The organism is Streptomyces sp. NPDC005566 (genome assembly GCF_040605575.1).
In the GTDB taxonomy this organism is placed as follows: domain Bacteria; phylum Actinomycetota; class Actinomycetes; order Streptomycetales; family Streptomycetaceae; genus Streptomyces.
On the sequence record NZ_JBEXDB010000018.1, the window covers coordinates 96,793 to 117,179 of the forward strand.

Sequence of the window (20,387 nt, forward strand, 5' to 3'; positions counted from 1 at the left end):
GGCCGCTGTCATATGCGCGGCCATAAGCCGCTTCCCGTCACGGATCCGGCGTGATGAGCGTGTGCGAAACGGACAGGGGAGCCATGACAAACATCACGCGCCACGGGGGGTGGGCGGCCTGCGCCCGGTCGGCTACTTGTCGGGGCGGACCACGCCGAGTATGGCCATGGAGCCGGCGCCGGTCAGCGTGACGTCGCGGCCGGGCCTCGGGGCGTGGACGATCGCGCCGTCGCCGACGTACATCCCGACGTGGCTGGCGTCGCTGTGGTAGATGATCAGGTCGCCGGGGCGCATGTCACGGATGGCGATGCGCGGCAGCAGGCGCCACTGCTCCTGGGACGTCCGCGGGATCGGCCGCTTCGCCGCCGCCCAGGCCTGCGAGGTCAGACCCGAGCAGTCGTACGACCCCGGTCCCTCGGCGCCCCACACGTACGGCTTGCCGATCTGGGCGGTCGCGAAGGCGATGGCCTGCCTGCCGCTCGCGCTCGCCTCGCGGTTGATGTCTTTCAGCGCGCCGGAGGACAGCCAGGCGGCCTGCGCCGTGGACGCGGCCTGCTGCTCCAGCTCGAGGAGCCGGGCCTGCTCCTTCTTCTCCAGCTGTGATTCGAGCTTCTTCGCCGCGGCGATCTGCGCGTCTATGCTCTTCTTGGCCTTGGCCTGCTTGACGCGGTTGGACTCGAGCTTCGTCCAGTTGATACTCGCGTCCTGCGTGTACGTCTCCAAGTCCTCCTGCGTCCGCTTGAGTTGGGCGAGGACGCTCTTGGCGGCCTGCTGGCCCTGCCTGACCTGGTTCACGCCGTCGAGGAAGAGCCGCGGATCGTTGCTGAGCACGAGCTGTGCGCCCGGCGGCAGTCCGCCGTTGCGGTATTGCTCGCGGGCCTGGGCGCCTGCCTGGCTCTTCAGGTCCGCGATCCGTGCCTGGCCGTCGGCGATCGCCTTGGCGAGCTGCACGATCTCGCTGGACTGCTTCTTCGCCTGTTCCTCGGCGAGGTTGTACGCGTCCGTGGCCGCTCCGGCCTTGCGGTACAGGGTGTCGATCTCGTCGCGTACCTGTTCGAGGGTCTTCTTTCCTGTCGCCGGGACCGTCACCGGGGCGGTGGGGGAGGGCTCGGGCACGGGTGCGGCCATGGCCTGGACCGGCGCGGCCAGTACAGCGAGCGCGCAGACCAGTGTGAGCGCGGCAGCGGCACAGTGGCGTCGGTTCACGGGCTACCCCTCCGGACGGACAGCAGTAAAGGTACGGAACGTCGGATGGCGGACATCTGACTTACCGTCAGTAACGTTCTGGCGACGTCGCGATCGTGCCATGTCGTCCCGTAAAGCAACAGAGGCAGTCCCCAACCGGGGCGGACACCCGCCGATACTCACACGAACGGTGCCCCGTCCGGGTTCCCGCAAGGGCCGGATCGGGCACTTTTCCGGGTTCGTTCAGCGCGCGTTGGGCCGCAGGGCGGACCACCGCACCGTGATTTCACCCTGCCGCCACCGCCGCACCCCGTCCGCCAGCGGCCAGTCGGCGGAGACCGCCCGCACCGCCGTGATCCAGCGCTGCCGCGCGCCCAGCGAGGCGTACGGGGCGGCGGCCGCCCACGCCCGGTCGAGGTCCCGCAGGAAGGCGTGGACCGGTTCGCCGGGCACATTGCGGTGGATCAGGGCCTTGGGGAGGCGCTCGGCGAGGTCCGAGGGGCGGTCCAGGGAGCCCAGGCGCGTCGCGAAGGTGACCGTGCGGGGCCCTTCGGGGCCGAGGGCCACCCAGACGTGCCGGCGTCCGATCTCGTCGCAGGTGCCCTCGACGAGCAGTCCGTCCGGGGCGAGCCGTGCGCACAGTCGCTGCCAGACCGCGGTGACCTCGGCCTCGTCGTACTGGCGCAGTACGTTCGCGGCCCGGATGAGGGCGGGCCGGCCGGGCAGGGGGACCTCGAAGCCGCCGTGGACGAAGGTGAGGCCCTCGCGCTCGTACGGTTTCGCCGCGGCCACCCGTTCCGGGTCGATCTCGATGCCGGCGACCGTGGTGCGGGGTTCGGCGGAGCGCAGCCGTTCCAGCAGCTCGACGGCCGTCCACGGGGCCGCGCCGTAGCCGAGGTCGACCGCGACGGGGGAGTCGCTGCGGCGCAGGGCGGGGCCGTGGGTGGCGGCGATCCAGCGGTCCATGCGGCGCAGCCGGTTGGGGTTGGTGGTCCCGCGGGTCGCGGTGCCGATGGGGCGCTGGGGCATGACAGCGAGCGTATGCGAAGCCGCGGACGGGGCAGGCGGGGAGCCGTGGGCGGGCCGGCGGACGCGGGCCGCGCCGGTCGGATGGCAATCATTTGGCAAAGCGGAAATGAAAGGCCTTGTTCCGCTGTTCTGGCCCTTGAGAGGGGCCGTGTGCCCCCGACGCGTGATGCCCCGAGCGAGGAGGAGCGGACCCACGTGAGCCAGTACGTCTCCCGGCTCGGCAACAGCCGTGTGGCACCCCGCATCCGCTTTCCCGGCGGTTTCTCCGGCGGCCACCGCAAGCCCCGGCGTGTCGCGATGCTCTCCGTGCACACCTCCCCGCTGCACCAGCCGGGCACCGGCGACGCGGGCGGCATGAACGTGTACATCGTGGAGCTGGCCAAGCGCCTGGCCGCGATCAACATCGAGGTCGAGATCTTCACCCGGGCCACCACGGGCGCCCTGCCCCCGTCGGTCGAACTGGCACCGGGCGTCCTGGTCCGGCACGTCGACGCGGGGCCGTACGAGGGCCTGGCCAAGGAGGAGCTGCCCGCTCAGCTCTGCGCCTTCACCCACGGCGTGATGCAGGCATGGGCCGGTCAGCGCCCCGGCCACTACGACCTCGTCCACTCGCACTACTGGCTCTCCGGCCAGGTCGGCTGGCTCGCCGCCCAGCGCTGGGGCGTTCCCCTCGTCCACGCCATGCACACCATGGCGAAGGTCAAGAACGCGGCGCTCGCCGAGGGCGACACCCCCGAGCCCGCCGCGCGGGTCATCGGCGAGACGCAGATCGTGAACGCCTCCGACCGGCTCATCGCGAACACCGCGGAGGAAGCGGACGAGCTCGTCCGCTTCTACGAGGCCGACCCGGCCGCCGTCGCCGTCGTCCACCCCGGGGTCAACCTGGACCGCTTCCGTCCCGCCGACGGCCGCGCCGCCGCGCGGGCCCGCCTCGGACTGCCGCAGGACGCCCTGGTTCCTCTCTTCGCCGGCCGCATCCAGCCGCTGAAGGCCCCCGACGTGCTGCTGCGCGCCGTCGCCGTGCTCCTGGACCGCGATCCTTCGCTGCGCTCCCGGATCGTCGTGCCGGTCGTCGGCGGCCCCAGCGGCAGCGGGCTGGCCAAGCCGGAGGGCCTGCAGAAGCTGGCGGCGCGCCTCGGGATCGCGGATGTCGTGCGCTTCCACCCGCCGGTCGGGCAGGACCAGCTCGCCGACTGGTTCCGGGCGGCGTCCGTGCTGGTCATGCCCTCGTACAGCGAGTCGTTCGGGCTCGTCGCCATAGAGGCCCAGGCCTCCGGTACGCCCGTGATCGCGGCTGCGGTCGGCGGTCTTCCGGTGGCGGTACGGGACGAGGTGAGCGGCTTCCTGATCCCGGGCCACGATCCGGACGCGTACGCGCAGGCGCTGGGCCGGTTCGCCGAGAGCCCGGAGCTGGTCGGCCGGATGGGTGCGGCGGCCGCCGCACACGCCCAGTCCTTCGGCTGGGACACGGCGGCCTCGGCCACCGCCGACGTGTACACGGCAGCGATGTACGAACACCGCCGCAGGGCACGCGCGCACCACGGCTGAGGTCTCGCTCCCGGTACCTCTGTCGTACGCTCGCACCATGGCTGACGTATCCGACGAAGCAGCAGTGGCGCAGGTCATCGAGGCGACGCTGAACGACGCGGAGCTCGAGTGGGAGAGCCCCGAGCCCGGCACCTTCGTCGTGAAGCTGCCCGGTACCCGGAAGCTGTCGACGACCTGTTCCCTGCGCGTCGGCAAGCACTCCCTCTCCCTCAACGCGTTCGTCGTCCGGCACCCGGACGAGAACGACGCGGCCGTGCATCGCTGGCTCCTGGAGCGCAATCTGCGCCTGTTCGGGGTGAGTTACGCGATCGACCCGCTCGGCGACGTCTACCTCGTCGGCAAGTTCCCGCTCTCGGTGGTCACCCCCGAGGAGCTCGACAGGTTGCTGGGCACCGTTCTGGAGGCTGCGGACGGCGCCTTCAACTCCCTCCTCGAACTGGGCTTCGCGAGCGCGATCCGCAAGGAGTACGCCTGGCGGGTCGAGCGGGGCGAATCCACCCGGAATCTGGACGCGTTCACCCACCTGACCCAACGCCCGGCCAACTGACCTTCGACTCCCGTTAATTCGGCAGCGCAGCCATCTTCCGCTGTGCTGTCGCCCCGTGGCATGCTCGCCGCCGACGCAGACATGAACGTCGTTCATATACCTGAAAGGCGGTTCGGGTTCATGGGGAACCTCAGCAGACGCCGGCTGCTCGGCAGCGCCGTCGCCGTCACCGCGGCGGCCGCCACCGGGGCGCTCGGCGGCGCGGGCTCGGCACGGGCCGAGAACAGGGCCGGCACGGCCCGCGCGGCGAGCGGCGCCGGTGCGGAAGGGGCGGGAGGGACGGCAGGCGCGGCAGGTTCCGTGGCCCGGACCCCGGGATCGTCGCCCCTGTGGCGGGAGTTCACCGCCGCCCCGTTCACCCACCCCCAGATCCCGTACATCGGCCGCGCCGGCTACCGCTCGGGCTCCGCCCTCCCGCGCCGGGCCGCCCGTCCCTTCGTCGCGGACGTCCTGAAGTACGGGGCCAGGCCGGACGGCTCGGCCGACGCCGCCCCCGCGATCAACCGTGCCATCGCCGCTGCCGGAGAGCGTGGCGGTGGCACGGTGCTCATCCCGGCAGGGACGTACCGCATCGACGACATCATCCGCATCGGCCACAGCAACGTGGTGGTGCGCGGCGCGGGCAGCGGTGCGACGAAGCTGTACGCGACCAGGAACCTCACCGAGCTCATCGGCACCTACGGCAGCCGCTACGGCGGCGACAAGTCCAGCTGGTCCTGGGCAGGCGGCCTCATCTGGCTCTGCCCGGAAGACCGCTGGACCTCGCTCACCGACGCGATCAGGGCGAAGGCCTGGCCCTTCGAGGGCTGGACCGGCAACAAGCGCGACGAGTGGCAGACCCTGGCCACCGTCGCCCCCGCCCGCCGCGGCGACCGGACGGTCACCGTCTCCTCCGCACGGCGCCTGGAGCCGGGCCGGCTGGTCCTCCTCCGCCTCGCCGACGACGCCGGCCACACGCTGCTGCGGCACATGGCGGGCGACAGCGAGGGCGCCGCGTCGTACGTCTGGGACGACAAGACGAAGCTGACCTCGTACGTCCCCTACGAATGGCCGGTGCGCATCACCGCCGTGCACGGGCGCAACGTCACCCTGGAGCGGCCCCTCCCGCTCGACGTGCGCCCCGAGTGGGACTCCCGTCTCACCACCCTCGCCACCCCGCTCAGCCACTCCGGTGTCGAGGGACTCACCCTCGAAGCGGTCGAGACCCCGCAGTCGCCGCACCTGCTCGACAAGGGGTACAACGGTGTCGCCTTCCAGTGCGCCTACGACTGCTGGGCGGACGACATCACCGTTCGCCACGTCGACAACGGCTTCGGGCTGATCGGCGCGTCCGCCTGCACCCTGCGCCGTACGAAGGTCACGGGCCGGGGCGCGCACCATCCGTACTACTGCCGCGAGGGCTCGCACGACAACCTGATCGAGGACTTCACCATCGAGGAACGCACGGTTCCGGCGCCCGCCGGGACCCAGCTCCACGGCATCAACGTCGAGGGCCTGTCCAGCTACAACGTCTGGTCGAACGGGCGGATGGACATGGGTACGTTCGACTCCCACCGGGGCATGCCGTTCGCCAACGTCCGTACGGACATCACGGTCGACAACAACGGGCGCCACGGCGGCGACGCGAGCGCGGGCCCCCTCTTCGGCGCCCGGTTCACCCACTGGAACATCCGGGTCACCAACGGCCGCGCGGGCCTCATGCGGATCGACGGCCTCGCCCCGTACAGCGCGACGGTCGGCATCAGCGACGTGACGGAGTTCGACCAGATCGACGTCCCCGACTTCACCGGCGACCTGCACACCCGCCTGGAGGCGTACGGGACGCCCGAGGCCGTCCGCCCGCACAACCTGTACGAGGCCCAGCGCGCCCTGACCCGCTGAGGCCCCCGCCGCACCGGCGCCGCGCTCACTCCCGCGAGCGCGGCGCCGACTCCACCGACTCCAGCGCCGCCACGAGCCGCGGCGCCACTTCCCTCCACGTCCACTCCAGCGCGTCCGCCGGTGCCTCCCGGGGGACCGTCTCGGTGAGCATGATCAGGTAGAGGTAGCTGCGGTAGAGGGCGATCCGGAGCCGCACCGACGCGGTGAACGCGACCGGGCCGCCCGTCACGGACGCGTACCCGGCGAGGAAGTGCTTGTCCTCCTCCAGATCGCCGAACAGGGCCGTCGAGACGAAATCGGCCACCGGATCGCCCCAGAACATCCGCTCGCCGTCGATGATCCCGCCGACGGAGCGGGTACCCGGCTCCCCGGTCACCAGCACATTGCCCTGCCACAGATCGAAGTGGACCAGAGCCGGAACGGTCACCTCGTCCAGCACCCACGCGGCGGCGTCCAGCACCGACCGGATCTCCGCCACCGGGCGCGGCAGCCTGGCCCCGTACGTCTCCGCGTCGGCGAGCACCGCACCGGTCATCTCGGTGAACGCCTCGCGCCAGGTGGGGGCGAGCGGTCCCAGCGATTCGGCGGGATACCCGAATCCGGCCGGTCCCCGCACGGTGTGGAGACGGCCGACGATCCGCCCGAGCTCCGTGCGCAGCCGCTGCTCCTCACCGTCCAGCAGGTCGTCGGCCATGTCGTTCCAGGGCCGCCCCGGACATGTGGTCATGACGACGTACGCGCCCGCCGGTGCCCCGGAGTCGAGTTCGCTGTGCACGACCTGCGGGATCCTGCCGCCGCCCACTGCCGCGGCGGCCTCGTAGAAGGCGACCTCGTTGACCAGCAGGCGCTGTTCGTAGCTCATCCCGGTGGCGTGGAGGGGCGGGATCTTCACCACCCAGTCGCTGCCGTCCCGGAGCGTGACGCGGGTGACGGTGTTGTACGTGCCGCCGGTGAGCGGCTCGCTGGAGGCGACGGCGCCCTCAGGGACCCCGACGGCAGCGAGTACTGCGGCAGTTGCATCGGTAGGCATCGACGGATCCCCTCGGTTCACGGCAGTGGTACGAGTCTGACCACGGTGACCGTCAGCACGGATCCTGAGACGTAGTAGAGGACGATCGCCCCGTACACCGTCGCCTCGCGCCGGTCGTGTTCCCGTTTGACGGCGGACGACCCGTGCCCGTACGGATCCTTGGCCAGAGTGCGTGCCATCTCGTCCCGGAACGAGTCGCCGTCCCGCATCTTGGCCAGGGTGTCGTCGGCCGGCGGCGCGTAGGAGATGCGGAAAATCAAGCGACGCTCCGCCTCTCGGCCTCGTCCTGCGCCAGCCGTACCAGGATCCGCTCGGCCTCGGGATCGGGGACGGACTCCAGCATCCAGTGCCGCATGACGGCCTGGATCTCGTGGACGCCGGCCTCGTTGATCGCGAGGTCGAACTCCTCGCGTCTGTCCTCGGGCAGCGCGGCGCGGATGGCGGGGATGCTGTTGGGCACCTCGACCTCGGCACCGCCGACGAAGGTCTTCAGAGACTCGCTCATGATCGCTCTCCCCGATCTCCTTGCTCTCTGTGCACTGCCTACCCGCTCCGCGCTGCCTGAGCACCTGGAACAGGCGGGCACGGGCGTCACGTTAGCCTGTGCGGCCAGGGCCGGAGCCGAGCCCCCTGCATGCGGTCGACCCGCGGCACGGAACCCGGAACCTTTCACCGGAGCGGGAACCTCAGCCGCTCAGCGTGATGTTCGATTTCCCGCCGCTCGTCGCCCAGGGCCGCTCTCCGGATCGGGCACGACGGTCATCGGCCGCCCCACCGGGACTTGAGTCTCCAGTAGGGGGAGACACGAACATGGGGGCATGGACGGCGACACGCTCCACTCGATCGGCGAGCTCGCTCGGCGGACCGGACTCACGGTCAAGACCATCCGGTTCTACTCCGATCGCGGGATCGTGGCGCCGACGGACCGCAGCCCGGCCGGCTACCGCCTCTACGACACCGACGCCGTCGCACGCCTGGACCTCGTGCGGACCCTGCGCGAGCTGGGGCTGGACCTGCCCACGATCCGCAAGGTCGTGGACCGCGAGCTCCCGCTTCCCGAGGTCGCCGCGGCGCACGCCGAAGCACTGGCCGTGCAGATCCGCGTCCTGCGCCTGCGGTGCGCGGTGCTGACGGCGGTGGCCGAGCGCGGGTCCACACCTGAGGAGACGGAACTCATGCACCGACTGGCCCAGCTCTCCGAGGAGGAACGCCGTCGTCTGACCGGCGATTTCCTCGACGCCGTCTTCGGCGGTCCTGACACCGCCCCCGTATTCGCCGGGGTCATGCGCTCGATGACCCCCGAGCTGCCCGACGACCCGGAGCCGGAGCAGGTCCAGGCGTGGGTGGAGTTGGCTGAAATGTCCCTGGACCCGGAATTTCGCGCCGCGTTGCGACGGACGACCGAGTACCAGGCAGCTGAGCAGGCCAGGGGCGAGACAGCGGGCCCGCGCCCGGACATCGCCGCCGCCGTCCGTGACCGGGCAGGCCCGGCCCTGTCCGCCGGCATCGACCCGGCCTCGCCCCAGGCAGATCCGGTCGTCGCGGCGTTCACGGCGCACTACGCGCACCTCCTCGCCCGCCCCGACGACCTCGATCTGCGCCGCCGGCTGGCGGCTCGGCTGGAGAGCGTGAACGACCCCCGCAGGGAGCGGTACCTCCAACTGCTTGCCGTGGTCAACGGCTGGCCGGCCCCGGAGAGTCTGGCTCCGGTGCTGGACTGGTCCGTCCAGGCGCTGCGCGTCCGGACACAGCGATAGCGGCGCGGTCGCAAGGCACCACGGGCCGGACGCGGATCCCGCAATGCGCCAGTCAGCGGGCTCTGCGAGGGAAGGCGATTCCGGCGGGGCACGGCAGGTGCGGACACAGCAGGTGCGGCTCCGGGGCCTGAGGAGGGCGACGGACCGGAGCGTCTCGAACCACTCCACGGGAACGGATTCTGCCGTGCGTGCCATCCCGGGTCTTCCGGGCGGCCGCACGGCCTCGCGGGTACACGCGATTCGACTGCTGTGGAACAGAATCCCTGGTCGGACGCATCACGGTCACACCCCGTCGGCTTCCTGCAGCGCATGACCGGGGGCCGGCCGCCGCGACCGGGACAGCCGCCGGTCCGTGCCGGGGAAGGACACGGCCCAGGTGGCAGGTCTGGAGGGGCGAGGAGGGGGAACACGGCGAAACGCCGGGTGAGCCCCGGTTCCGCCCACAGCCCGCGGGCCACCGAGACGACGGGAACTCCATGCCGACCGACACACCGGAAAGACGCGCCGCCCTCCCCGGGGGGCACGTCTCCGCCACGACACCCCCTGCCGACGAGCACGTCCCCTCGCGGACCTCCCGGGCGTCCCGGCCTTCCTGGCCCTCCCGGGTGTCCCGGCCTTCGCAGCCATCCCCGGCGGACGCGGAGCGCTCGCTCCGTGCCCCGGAGACCGCCGGTGGCATGGGCCGGGCCGCAGGAATCATCGCTTCGACGGCGGTCTGCCAGGCGGCCCTGATGGTGGGGCTCGGGCTCCTGATCACCGGACCCGCGGCCCGCCTATGGCCACTGACGTCCGAGGACGAGGTCAACGACACGCTGGAGCACGCCCGTACCGGCACGCTCGACACCGTGTCCCTCGTCGTCTCCGAAGCGGGCAACACCGTCACGGTCATCGCAGGCACCCTCCTGACCTGCCTCGTACTCCTCGTGGTCCCGCGGCTCCCCAGGTGGCGTGACGCGGTCTTCCTGTCTGTCGCCGTCTCGCTCCAGTCCCTGGTCTTCCTGGTCATCACCGAAGCGGTGGACCGCACCCGCCCGGACGTCGAACGGCTCGACGCCTCACCACCCACCTCCAGCTACACCTCCGGACACACCGGCGCGGCGACAGCCCTGTACGCCGGCATCGCGGTCCTGGTCCTGCACCGGACGAAGGGGCCGTGGCGCAAACCCGTGGCGGTGCTCCTGTTCCTCGTGCCGCTGCTGGTGGGGATCGCCAGGGCCTACCGGGGGATGCACCATCCGACGGACATCGCGGGAGGTCTGCTCAACGGCGGACTGTCCCTGCTGATCGTCGGTCGCGCCCTGCTGACCGGACCGCACGTACCCGCCCCCGCGCCTGCCGACGCGGCGGCCCGTAAGGCACCGGCCCCCAGGGCGCCGGCCGGGCGGGCTCCCGGCCGCACCGCGGTGGTCTTCAACCCCACCGTCACCGACGAGGCGGCCTGTGCAGGCCTGCGACGGGTTCTCGAGGACCACGGTCACAGCGAAGCGGACTTCGTACCGACCACCGCCGAGGACCCGGGGGAGGGACAGACGGCGCGCGCGGTACGGGACGGGGCGGCACTCGTCGTGGTCTGCGGCGGCGACGGGACCGTCCGGGCAGCGGCGGAGGCGCTGGCCGGTACGGGCATACCGCTCGCGGTGGTGCCCTGCGGCACGGGCAACCTCCTCGCCCGCAACCTGGGACTCCCGGTGAAACCGGAGGAGGCGCTGGCCGTCGCGCTGCGCGGTGCTCCGCACCGCATCGACCTCGGGCGGATCGAGGGCGACGGCATGGCGCCCGCGCACTTCACGGTCATGTCCGGGGCAGGGCTCGACGCCGCGATGCTGGAGAGCACCAGCGACCGTGCCAAGGCCGTGCTCGGCTGGCCCGCCTATGTGGTGGCGGGCCTGCGGGAACTGCGCGCGCCCCGGATGCGCCTCACGGTCGGCCTCGACGGAGCGCGACCCCTGCGCCGCACCGCCCGGATGGTGCTCGTCGCCAACACCGGCAAGGTTCAGGGCGGTGCCGCGCTGGTCCCGGCGGCCCGGCCCGACGACGGCCTGCTCGACCTCATGATCCTCGACCCGCGCGGACCGATGGGCTGGCTGAGCGCCGTCGCCTCGCTGGTGCGCCGCAGGCCGGAGGGGGGAACCGGCCACGCCGGCCGGTCGCGTCCCGTGGAGTACTTCACCTTCCGCCACGCGGACATCCGCTTCGAGGCATCGCAGCCACGCGAGCTGGACGGCGACCCCGTGGCCCCGGGCCGGCGCCTCACCGCCCAGGTCAGGCCCGGCGCGCTGACCGTGCTCATGCCTGAGCGGGGAGAGTGAGATGGGCACCGCAACCCGGGTCCCGCAGACCCGCGACATGGTCGGCAGCGAACTCTCCGGCGACGAGGCACTGGCCACCCTGCGGCGCTACGGCCGATGGCCGCTGCTGCGCGACTCCTTCGTCCGCTTCCGGTACGCCGACGGCTTCAGCCACTCCCGGGCGCTCGCCCTGCAGACCGTGCTGGCCGTGGTGCCGCTGGTCATCGCCTTCGTCGGGCTGTCGACGGCCCTGCACACCGAAAACCTGGGCAGGGTGGCGGAACTGACGATCCACCGGATCACGGCGGGGCCCAGCGCCGCCGTGGTCGAGGACGCACTGGACCGCAGCCGGCAGAGGGCCGACGACGGGGCCCAGCTCGCCCTGTGGTTCGGACTGGTCTTCTCCCTGACCAACACGACGACGGCGATGTGCCAGATAGAACGCGGGGCCAACCGCATATACGGGGTCGAGCGCGACCGGGTCTTCCACCTGAAGTACCTGCGCGGACTGGTGATGTCGCTGACCGCCGGAATCCCGCTCGGCATCGGCTTCGTCGCCATGGTCGCCGGAGGCGACCTGGTGGCGGCCGTGGTCGAGGTGTACGACCTCGGGGCCGGTGCCCGGTCCGCATGGGACCTGCTGCGCTGGCCCGCCGGGGTGCTCCTCGTGGTCCTCTCGGCGAGCGCGATCTTCCGCCGTTCGCCGAGGCGCCGGCAGCCGGGCTACACCTGGCTGGCCTTCGGCGCCGCCGTGTACCTGGTGCTCTGGACCTCGCTGACCTGGCTGCTCAGCCTCTATCTCGAGGTCAGCGGTTCGTTCGACACCGTGTACGGCCCGCTCACCGCCTTCATGTCCCTGCTGCTCTGGGCCTACCTCACCTCCATCGCGCTCTTCCTCGGCCTTTCCTTCGCCGCCCAGCTGGAGGCGGTGCGGGCGAAGCGGCCCGGTCCCGTACAACCCGACCCAGGAGCCTGAATGACTGCCCGACCCGCTGCCCCGGCCCGCCGACGGAGCCGTAAGGACGCCGACCGCAGATTCGGGATGCGGCTGTTCGGCTCCGCGGCCGTCGCCGCGGCCGCGGCTGTCCTCTTCGGCCTCCTGTTCGTCCTCGTGGAGAGCGGCTGGGGTCCACTGCGACGCCTCGACGCGGGCGCGGCCCGGTGGCTGAACCGGACCGCCCTCGACCATCCGGCGTGGACCGGAACCCTGCGCTTCTTCTCCGACGTGGTGTGGGACCCGGTGACCCTGCGCGCGGCGGTCGCGGTGCTGACCGTGTGGCTGGTGTACCGGCGCGCCTGGCGTCTGGCCGCGTGGTCGGCCTTCACCGCGGTGGCGGGAGGGCTGACGGGGCTGCTCGTCAAGAGTGTCGTCGAGCGGGCGAGGCCGGACCTGCCGGACCCGGTGGCGCACGCCCCCGGCTTCTCCTTCCCCTCCGGCCACGCGATGGCGGCCACGACCTCGTTCGCGATCCTGCTGCTCGTTCTCCTGCCCCTGGTGCGCCCGAGCCTCCGTCCCCTGTGCTGGGCCGTCGCGGTCGTCTCCGTGCTGGGTGTCGGCTTCACCCGCATCGCCCTGGGCGTGCACTGGTTCAGCGATGTGGTCGGCGGCTGGACGCTCGGGCTCGCCGTGGTGGCGGTGACCGGCTGGTCCTTCGAGGCATGGCGCGCCGACGTGGGCCTCGGCCGGACCGAGATGGCGGAAGGCCTGGAGCCGGAACTGGACGGCGACGACGACCCGGAGTCGCCCTGCATGACGGACGATGCCCCGGGCAGGCGCTGAGGGGAGTGAAGGAACACTTCCTACCGAAAGGACCCCTCCGTGTCGAAGGAGCAGCCGAAGCACATCTTCGTCGTCGGCCTCGATGATGCGAACCTGCCGATGCTCGAAGCGGTCCCGGACGCCGACGCCTACCGGTTCCACCGCTTGCTGACCGTCGAGGAGCTGCAGGAGGGCGAGGTGTCCGTGCCGGATCTGATGGATCGCGCCCGGGCGGTTCTCGACGCCCACGACGGCAGCATCGACGCCATCGTCGGTTACTGGGACTTCCCGGTGAGCACGCTCGTCCCGATGCTCGGCAAGGAGTACGGGGTGCGTACGACCAGCCTCGAATCCGTGGTCAAGTGCGAGCACAAGTACTGGAGCCGGCTCGAACAGCGGAAGGTCATCGAGGAGTACCCGCGCTTCGGCCGGGTGGACCTGGACACCGACGACCCCGAGCCGCCCGCGGGCGTGAACTTCCCCATGTGGCTCAAGCCGGCGCTCGCCTACTCGTCCGAGCTGGCGTTCGGCGTCTCGGACATGACGGAGTTCCGGACCGCCGTCGACGAGATCCGGGCGGGCATCGGCCGCGTCGGCAGGCCCTTCGAATCCGTACTCGACCTCCTGGAACTCCCCCCGGAGATGGAGGGCGTGGGAGGCCAGGTCTGCCTGGCCGAGGAGGCGATGACCGGAATCCAGGTGGCCGTCGAGGGGTACGTGTACCGCGGCAAGGCGCATGTGTACGGAGTGCTGGACTCGATCAACTACCCGGCCTCCCCGTGCTTCCTGCGCCACCAGTACCCGAGCAGCCTCCCCGGCCCGATCATCCGCAAGCTGCACGAGGTCAGCGAGCGGACCATGCGGCAGATCGGCATGGAGTCGGCCACCTTCAGCATCGAGTACTTCTACGACCCGAAGACGCAGGACATCAGCCTCCTGGAGATCAACCCCCGGCACTCGCAGTCCCATGCCGAACTCTTCGACTACGTCGACGGCGCGCCCAACCACCACCGCATGATCAGCCTCGCGCTGGGCCGCGACCCGGCACTGCCCGGAGGGCTCGGGCCGTACGCCGTGGCCGCCAAGTGGTACTTCCGCTGGTTCGGCGACGGGAAGGTGCACGAGGTGCCCACCCCGGAGCGGATCGCCGCCATCGAGCGTGAGATACCCGGCGTGCGCATCGACGTCGTCCCCGAGGAGGGACAGAAGCTCTCCACGGTCTCCCAGCAGGACAGCTACAGCTACGAGGTGGCACACATCTTCACCGGAGGCGACGACGAGGAGGACCTGCGCCGCAAGTTCGACCGGTGCGTGGCCGCCCTCGGGCTCACCTTCGACGAGACGGAGCCGGGAGGCCGCGGCACGAAGACCCGGTGACCCGTCAGGCCCAGTACGACGAAAGGAGGTCGCACAGGCATGCGCTACGTCGACCGGCTGCCCTGCGCGATCCAGGAAGAGAAGCACGTCACGATCCCCATGGAGGACGGAGTCAAGCTCTCCGCGCGGATCTGGCGCCCCACGGCCTCCGACGCGGAGTCCGTGCCGGCCGTCCTCGAGTACATCCCGTACCGGAAGAACGACCTCACCTCGACCCGCGACGCCATCAACCACCCCTACATCGCCGGACACGGCTACGCGTGCGTGCGCGTCGACCTGCGGGGGACCGGCGAGTCGGAGGGCGTGCTGCTGGACGAATACCTCGAACAGGAGCAGAGCGACGCCGAGGCCGTGCTGGCCTGGATCGCCGAGCAGCCCTGGTGCGACGGGAACACCGGAATGATGGGCATCTCCTGGGGCGCCTTCGCCGCCCTCCAGACGGCCGCCCGCAGGCCGCCGAGCCTGCGCGCCATCTGCATCGCGTCGTTCACCGACGACAGGTACGCCGACGACATGCACTACCTCGGCGGCGCGATGCTGTCCGACAACCTGGCCGAGGCCGGGACCATGTTCGCCTACGCCACCTGCCCGCCCGATCCGGCCGTGGTCGGTGAACGCTGGCGCGAGATGTGGCGGGAACGGCTCGACGCCGCACGCCCCTGGGTCCTGGAGTGGCTGCGCCACCAGCAGCGGGACGGCTACTGGCGCCATGCCAGCCTGAGCGAGGACTACTCCGCCCTGCGCTGCCCGGTCCTCGCCTCCAGCGGGTGGGCGGACGGCTACTCCAACGCCGTGACCCGGCTGCTGAGCCACGTCGACGTACCCCGGAAGGGCTTGATCGGCCCCTGGTCGCACAAACTTCCGCACCTCGGCGAGCCGGGACCGGCCATCGGATACCTCCAGGAAGTGGTGCGCTGGTGGGACCACTGGCTCAAGGGCATCGACAACGACGTCATGGACGGCCCCATGCTCCGGGCCTGGATGCAGGAGAGCGTCCCGCCCTCCACCTCCTACGAGGAACGGCCCGGCCGATGGGTCGGCGAGCCGTCCTGGCCCTCGCCCAACGTCAGTGAGTCCGTCCTCCCGCTGCGCGACGGCGCCCTGGGGAATCCGGAGGACCGGGACAACCGGGAGGACCGTGTCCACACGGTCCAGTCGCCGCTCTCCGTCGGCCAGTTCGCCGGCAAATGGGCCTCGTACAACGCCCCGCCGGACCTGCCCTACGACCAGCGCGAGGAGGACGGCGGCTCACTCGTGTTCCAGACCGAGCCGCTGGCCGAACGCATGGAGATCCTCGGCGCTCCCGTCCTCGACGTGGAGGTGGCCGCGGACGCACCGGTGGCCCAGCTGAACGTCAGGCTGTCCGACGTCGCACCGGACGGGCGCTCGACGCGAGTGACCTACGGCGTACTCAATCTGACCCACCGCGACAGCAAGGAAGCCCCCGAGGAACTGGAACCGGGCAGGCGCTACCGGGTGCGCGTACCGCTCCACAGCGTCGCGCAGGCGTTCCCGCCCGGACACCGCATCCGGCTGTCGCTGTCCACCTCGTACTGGCCCCTGGTCTGGCCGGCCCCCGAACCGGCGCTGCTCAGCGTGTACGAGAGCGGCAGCACCCTGACCCTGCCGGTCCGCCCCGACGACGTACCGGAGGACAAGGCCCTGCGCCCCTTCGGCGAACCCGAGGGCTGCGCGCCGCCCCCCGTCACCCGGCTGAGCGAGCCGGAGCAGGCATGGACCGTGACGAGGAACCTGGTGGACTACCGGTCGGTGCTCGACATCGTGAAGGACCGTGGACTCCAGCGGTACGAGGACACCGGCATCGAGACCGGGCTGAGGGCCTGCGAGAAGTACAGCTGGATCGGCGAGGACTTCGGGTCGGTGCGCGGCGAGTCGGCCTGGGAGATGCGCTTCGGCCGCCCCGACTGGGACGTCCGGGTCGAGACCCGCACCGTACTGACCTCGGACAGCGACACCTTCCACGTCGACGCCACGCTCGACGGATACGAGGACGGGCGCCGGGTCTTCTCCCGCACCTGGAACGAACACATCCCGAGAGAGAACGTCTGACCCGTCGGCCGGAGAGAGCGGCCGGAGCGGACGAAGGCCCCTGATCCGCGTCCCCCTCGCGGCTCAGGGGCCTTCGCCCGCCGGTCCTGCTTCTCTCCTGGCCCAGGGTCGTCGCGGAGCTCGTCCGGTCCATCGGCCCCCAGTGGGTGTCAGTGGCTGGTGACAGACTCCGTCGGCATGAGTGATCAGGTGCGTTTGCGAGACGTCGAACCGGCCGATCTGGAGGAGTTCTTCGCACAGGAGCATGATCCTGAGGCCATGGAACGGTCGAAGTTCCGGCCCCGGGAACGGGAAGCCTTCATGACCCACTGGACGACGAAGGTTCTCGGGGATCCCACCAACTTCGTGCAGGCCATCACCGTCGACGGAGAACTGGCGGGCAACGTGGTGGCGTGGTGGGACGAGGGGCGCCGCTTCACCGGGTACTGGCTCGGCAGGCAGTACTGGGGCCGGGGGATCGGCACGCGAGCCCTGGCGCTGTTCCTCGAGCGGGAGAAGGCCCGTCCCCTGCACGCCGATCCCTTCGCCGGGAACACCGGCTCGGTGCGGCTGCTGGAGAAGCTCGGCTTCCGGCGTACCGAGACGGTCCGCTACGGCGAGCACGAGCACATCATGTTGGTGCTCGACGAGAACCCGACCTGAGCCCCGCTGTCCGACGTCTACGCGAATCCTCCAGCCCCGAGCGGTGAGAGCCGCAGGTGGTCCGGCAGGATGCTCGGACCTGGTCACTTCGGGGAGGGAATCCATGAACTCGGCGGACGGCGTCATCAATTTGATTCACCTGGCCGACAGGGCCGGCACCAGCGGACAAAGTGTCTCCGTGCGCATCCTGGGTCGCTATCAGCCGGGAATTCTGACCGGCCACGACTTCCTCGACTGCGAGATCGTCATCAAGGGGGAATCCGTCAGTGGCACCTTCGCCGTGACCCTTCTCCCCCAGGACCTTGAAGACTGGGAGGGCTCCTTGGAGACCCTGGAGTCCGGCCGGTTCGCCATGTGGCTCGTATCGGGGCGGACTCCTTCGATGAAGTTCACGCCTGACGAGGGCGGCGGGCTCTGGGTGTCCGTGCACGACGGGCCGTCGTCAGGAGTCACTGTCACAGTCCCGTTGTTCGTGTCACCGACCTGGGTCGCGGAGCAGCGGGACCTGCTCGCCCAGGCCCGCGAGGTCTACCCCTGCGAGGTCGTCGAGACATCACCCGGCGCCTACGAGTGGCGGGGTGCTCGCAAGGTCTGACGGCCCGACCAGAGCAACTGACGGCCCACACGGCCCAGCCCCACCCAAAAGCCCCCGCCCGGCGAGAAAATCGCAAGTCGAGGGCTCTTCGGTGTCGCGTTACTTCTTCTTGCCCTGGTTCTTCACGGCCTCGATCGCGGCCTTCGCCGCGTCCGGGTCGAGGTACGTGCCGCCCGGCTTCAGCGGGTTGAAGTCGGCGTCCAGCTCGTACGCGAGCGGGATGCCGGTCGGGATGTTGAGGCCCGAGATGGCGTCGTCGGAGATGCCGTCCAGGTGCTTCACCAGGCCGCGGAGGCTGTTGCCGTGGGCAGCGACCAGGACGGTCTTGCCGTCGAGGAGGTCCGGGACGATGCCGTCGTACCAGTACGGCAGCATGCGGTCGACGACGTCCTTGAGGCACTCCGTGCGCGGGCGCAGCTCCGAGGGGATGGAGGCGTAGCGCGGGTCGTCGCTCTGCGAGAACTCGGTGCCGTCCTCGAGGGCGGGCGGCGGAGTGTCGTACGAACGGCGCCACAGCATGAACTGCTCCTCGCCGAACTCGGCGAGCGTCTGGGCCTTGTCCTTGCCCTGGAGGGCGCCGTAGTGGCGCTCGTTCAGGCGCCAGGAGCGGTGGACGGGGATCCAGTGGCGGTCCGCGGCTTCCAGTCCGAGCTGGGCGGTGCGGATCGCGCGCTTCTGGAGGGAGGTGTGCACGACGTCGGGGAGCAGGCCGGCGTCCTTCAGCAGCTCACCGCCGCGGACCGCCTCCTTCTCGCCCTTGTCCGTGAGGTCTACGTCCACCCAGCCGGTGAACAGGTTCTTGGCGTTCCATTCGCTCTCGCCGTGGCGGAGGAGGATCAGCTTGTACGGTGCGTCGGCCATGACTGCGAGCGTAATCGAACCGGCGCGGCCTTCGCGCGTCCGGTCACAGGGCGGACAAAGGGGGGTGCGGGGGCGCGTCGTTTGACGATGGGCGTCAATCGAGTGGCGGTTCGGGACCCCGTCTTCGTAATGTTCGGACTGCTATAGGACCGCTTACACCTGTGGGTCCGCATCCGTTCGTACGTCCCCAGGGGGAGCCCTATGCCCGTCGCCGGTCTCAGGAAGGCGGCACACGAGACGGTTGCCGGGCTCCCCAGGGAGTTCTGGTGGCTGTGGACCAGCACGCTGGTCAACCGCCTGGGGGCGTTCGTCGCCACGTTCATGGCGCTCTATCTGACGTTGGACCGGGGCTACTCGGCTTCGTTCGCCGGCCTGGTCGCCGCCCTCCACGGGCTCGGTGGGGTCGTCTCCTCGCTGGGGGCCGGGGTGATGACGGACCGGCTGGGACGTCGGCCCACCATGCTGATCGCGCAGCTCTCGACGGCGGCGTCGGTGGCCGTGCTCGGCTTCATGGTCCATCCGGCCGCGATCGCCGCCATGGCCTTCGTGGTGGGCATGGCCAGCAACGCGTCCCGGCCGGCCGTGCAGGCGATGATGGCCGACATCGTCCCGCCCGAGGACCGGGTGCGTGCGTTCTCGCTCAACTACTGGGCCATCAACCTGGGCTTCGCCATCTCCTCGGCCGCGGCCGGTTTCATCGCCGAGTACAGCTATCTGGCCGGTTTCCTGGGCGAGGCAGCCATGACGCTGGTCTGCGCCGTCGTCGTCTTCCTCAAGGTGCCGGAGTCCCGGCCCGAGGTGGCGCCCCGGGTGGCCGGGACCCGTGCCCCGGACGACGTGCGGCTGATCACGGTCCTGCGCGACGGGCGCTACATGGGCGTCGTGGGGCTGTCGTTCCTGGTCGCGTTGATCTTCCAGCAGGGGCACCTGGGGCTGCCGGTGGCCATGGGGGCGGACGGGTTCTCCAGCTCGGACTTCGGCACGGCCATCGCCGTCAACGGCGTGCTGATCGTGGTCCTGCAGATTCCGGTCACCCGGTTCATCCAGCACCGCGACCCACGCCGCCTGCTGATCATCTCGTCCGTGCTCGCGGGGTACGGGTTCGGGCTGACCGCCTTCGCGGGGTCGGTGGGCGTGTACGCGCTGACGGTGTGCGTCTGGACCCTCGCCGAGATCGTCAACGCCCCGACGCAGACGGGCATCGTCGTCCAGCTCTCCCCGGCTCACGGCAGGGGCCGTTACCAGGGCATGTACACGCTGTCCTGGTCCGCTGCGGCGCTCGTCGCACCGCTGATGTCCGGCTTCGTGATCGACCACTTCGGCGCGGACTGGCTGTGGGTGACCTGCGCGGTGCTGGGCACCGCGGCGGCGTTCGGCTACTGGCTGCTGATGCGGAAGCTGCCGGATCCGGTGGTCGCGGCGCCCGTCGCTCCCGAACGGGCGGTCGCCGAGCCGGCGGTCTGACCGGGGGCGGCGGTCCGACCAGGCACCGGCGGCCCGACCGGGGGCGGCGGTCCGCCGTCCGACGGGAGCCCCCGGCGTGAAGCGCGCGCGGCGATGCCCCGCGGCGTCACGCGTCCGCCGCGGGGCATCGCCGCATCTGCCCGGTCAGCCGGAGCAGCCACCGCACTGGCACGGCGCGCCGGACTGGCAGCCGCACCCGCAGCCCGAGCCGCATCCGCAGGCTCCGAGCACGGTCAGCTGCACCACTTCGGTCGGGGTCTCCTGCTGGGCTTCGGTCATGGGCGAATCGGCCATGGTCCCTCCTCGGGGGGTACGACTCGGCGGCGTACGGCAGCTGCCTGGGCCCTCGTACGA

General features: G+C 71.0%; 19 protein-coding genes. 12 read left to right on the plus strand and 7 right to left on the minus strand.

Translation table 11 applies throughout. The features are described from left to right. Positions 1 to 132 precede the first annotated feature (132 nt). Both ABZS61_RS26695 and ABZS61_RS26700 read right to left on the minus strand, forming a co-directional pair. Positions 133 to 1,206: an NlpC/P60 family protein gene (locus ABZS61_RS26695; protein ID WP_356426312.1), complete on the minus strand. Its 1,074-nt coding sequence runs from the start codon at positions 1,204 to 1,206 to the stop codon at positions 133 to 135. Between the two features lie 222 nt (positions 1,207 to 1,428). Continuing rightward, positions 1,429 to 2,214: a class I SAM-dependent methyltransferase gene (locus tag ABZS61_RS26700; protein ID WP_356426315.1), complete on the minus strand. Its 786-nt coding sequence runs from the start codon at positions 2,212 to 2,214 to the stop codon at positions 1,429 to 1,431. A 195-nt stretch (positions 2,215 to 2,409) separates the two neighbouring features. On the opposite strand from ABZS61_RS26700, the gene mshA reads away from it, so the two are divergent. From mshA to ABZS61_RS26715, 3 genes are all read left to right on the plus strand, one after another. Continuing rightward, positions 2,410 to 3,762 carry a D-inositol-3-phosphate glycosyltransferase gene (gene mshA, locus ABZS61_RS26705; protein ID WP_356426319.1) on the plus strand — a complete coding sequence of 451 codons (1,353 nt, stop codon included), beginning with the start codon at positions 2,410 to 2,412 and terminating at the stop codon, positions 3,760 to 3,762. Positions 3,763 to 3,799: 37 nt separating this feature from the next. Next, on the plus strand, positions 3,800 to 4,309 hold the full coding sequence (locus ABZS61_RS26710; protein ID WP_329208709.1) for a YbjN domain-containing protein: 510 nt from the start codon (positions 3,800 to 3,802) through the stop codon (positions 4,307 to 4,309). 120 nt (positions 4,310 to 4,429) lie between these two features. Then, positions 4,430 to 6,190, plus strand: coding sequence for a glycosyl hydrolase family 28-related protein (locus ABZS61_RS26715; protein WP_356426323.1), 1,761 nt, complete (start codon positions 4,430 to 4,432; stop codon positions 6,188 to 6,190). A gap of 25 nt (positions 6,191 to 6,215) precedes the next feature. On the opposite strand, the gene ABZS61_RS26720 is transcribed toward ABZS61_RS26715, so the two are convergent. Genes ABZS61_RS26720 through ABZS61_RS26730 form a run of 3 tightly spaced genes read right to left on the minus strand, consistent with a single transcriptional unit; the run spans position 6,216 to position 7,725 of the window. Beyond that, on the minus strand, positions 6,216 to 7,220 hold the full coding sequence (locus ABZS61_RS26720) for an aminoglycoside phosphotransferase family protein (RefSeq protein ID WP_356426326.1): 1,005 nt from the start codon (positions 7,218 to 7,220) through the stop codon (positions 6,216 to 6,218). A gap of 17 nt (positions 7,221 to 7,237) precedes the next feature. Then, positions 7,238 to 7,480, minus strand: coding sequence for a hypothetical protein (locus ABZS61_RS26725; RefSeq protein WP_356426328.1), 243 nt, complete (start codon positions 7,478 to 7,480; stop codon positions 7,238 to 7,240). Further along, the gene (locus tag ABZS61_RS26730) at positions 7,477 to 7,725 is read right to left on the minus strand and encodes a hypothetical protein (protein ID WP_356426331.1); all 249 of its coding nucleotides are present in this window, start codon (positions 7,723 to 7,725) and stop codon (positions 7,477 to 7,479) included. The genes ABZS61_RS26725 and ABZS61_RS26730 overlap by 4 nt, the downstream gene beginning before the upstream one ends. Positions 7,726 to 8,038: 313 nt before the next feature. Between ABZS61_RS26730 and ABZS61_RS26735 the strand changes: the two genes are divergently transcribed. From ABZS61_RS26735 to ABZS61_RS26770, 8 genes are all read left to right on the plus strand, one after another. Further along, entirely contained in the window at positions 8,039 to 8,977 is a 939-nt protein-coding gene (locus ABZS61_RS26735; RefSeq protein ID WP_356426334.1) for a MerR family transcriptional regulator, read from the plus strand. A 677-nt stretch (positions 8,978 to 9,654) separates the two neighbouring features. Further along, on the plus strand, positions 9,655 to 11,286 hold the full coding sequence (locus tag ABZS61_RS26740) for a diacylglycerol kinase family protein (protein WP_356426569.1): 1,632 nt from the start codon (positions 9,655 to 9,657) through the stop codon (positions 11,284 to 11,286). Between the two features lies 1 nt (position 11,287). Continuing rightward, positions 11,288 to 12,241: a YihY/virulence factor BrkB family protein gene (locus ABZS61_RS26745; protein WP_356426337.1), complete on the plus strand. Its 954-nt coding sequence runs from the start codon at positions 11,288 to 11,290 to the stop codon at positions 12,239 to 12,241. After that, positions 12,242 to 13,045, plus strand: a complete 804-nt coding sequence (locus tag ABZS61_RS26750; protein ID WP_356426340.1) for a phosphatase PAP2 family protein — start codon at positions 12,242 to 12,244, stop codon at positions 13,043 to 13,045. Between the two features lie 39 nt (positions 13,046 to 13,084). Continuing rightward, positions 13,085 to 14,401, plus strand: coding sequence for an ATP-grasp domain-containing protein (locus ABZS61_RS26755; protein WP_356426343.1), 1,317 nt, complete (start codon positions 13,085 to 13,087; stop codon positions 14,399 to 14,401). A 39-nt stretch (positions 14,402 to 14,440) separates the two neighbouring features. Beyond that, positions 14,441 to 16,471 carry a CocE/NonD family hydrolase gene (locus ABZS61_RS26760; protein WP_356426346.1) on the plus strand — a complete coding sequence of 677 codons (2,031 nt, stop codon included), beginning with the start codon at positions 14,441 to 14,443 and terminating at the stop codon, positions 16,469 to 16,471. A 177-nt stretch (positions 16,472 to 16,648) separates the two neighbouring features. Then, on the plus strand, positions 16,649 to 17,113 hold the full coding sequence (locus ABZS61_RS26765; protein ID WP_356426349.1) for a GNAT family N-acetyltransferase: 465 nt from the start codon (positions 16,649 to 16,651) through the stop codon (positions 17,111 to 17,113). A gap of 103 nt (positions 17,114 to 17,216) precedes the next feature. Beyond that, on the plus strand, positions 17,217 to 17,708 hold the full coding sequence (locus ABZS61_RS26770; protein WP_356426352.1) for a DUF5959 family protein: 492 nt from the start codon (positions 17,217 to 17,219) through the stop codon (positions 17,706 to 17,708). A 99-nt stretch (positions 17,709 to 17,807) separates the two neighbouring features. Here ABZS61_RS26770 and ABZS61_RS26775 read toward each other — a convergent pair whose 3' ends face one another. Next, positions 17,808 to 18,569, minus strand: a complete 762-nt coding sequence (locus tag ABZS61_RS26775) for a phosphoglyceromutase (RefSeq protein ID WP_356426355.1) — start codon at positions 18,567 to 18,569, stop codon at positions 17,808 to 17,810. A 201-nt stretch (positions 18,570 to 18,770) separates the two neighbouring features. Between ABZS61_RS26775 and ABZS61_RS26780 the strand changes: the two genes are divergently transcribed. Continuing rightward, a complete protein-coding gene (locus ABZS61_RS26780) occupies positions 18,771 to 20,033 on the plus strand; it encodes an MFS transporter (RefSeq protein WP_356426359.1) in 1,263 nt (420 codons plus the stop codon). 144 nt (positions 20,034 to 20,177) lie between these two features. On the opposite strand, the gene ABZS61_RS26785 is transcribed toward ABZS61_RS26780, so the two are convergent. Further along, the gene (locus tag ABZS61_RS26785; RefSeq protein ID WP_356426363.1) at positions 20,178 to 20,327 is read right to left on the minus strand and encodes a hypothetical protein; all 150 of its coding nucleotides are present in this window, start codon (positions 20,325 to 20,327) and stop codon (positions 20,178 to 20,180) included. Between the last annotated feature and the right edge of the window lie 60 nt (positions 20,328 to 20,387).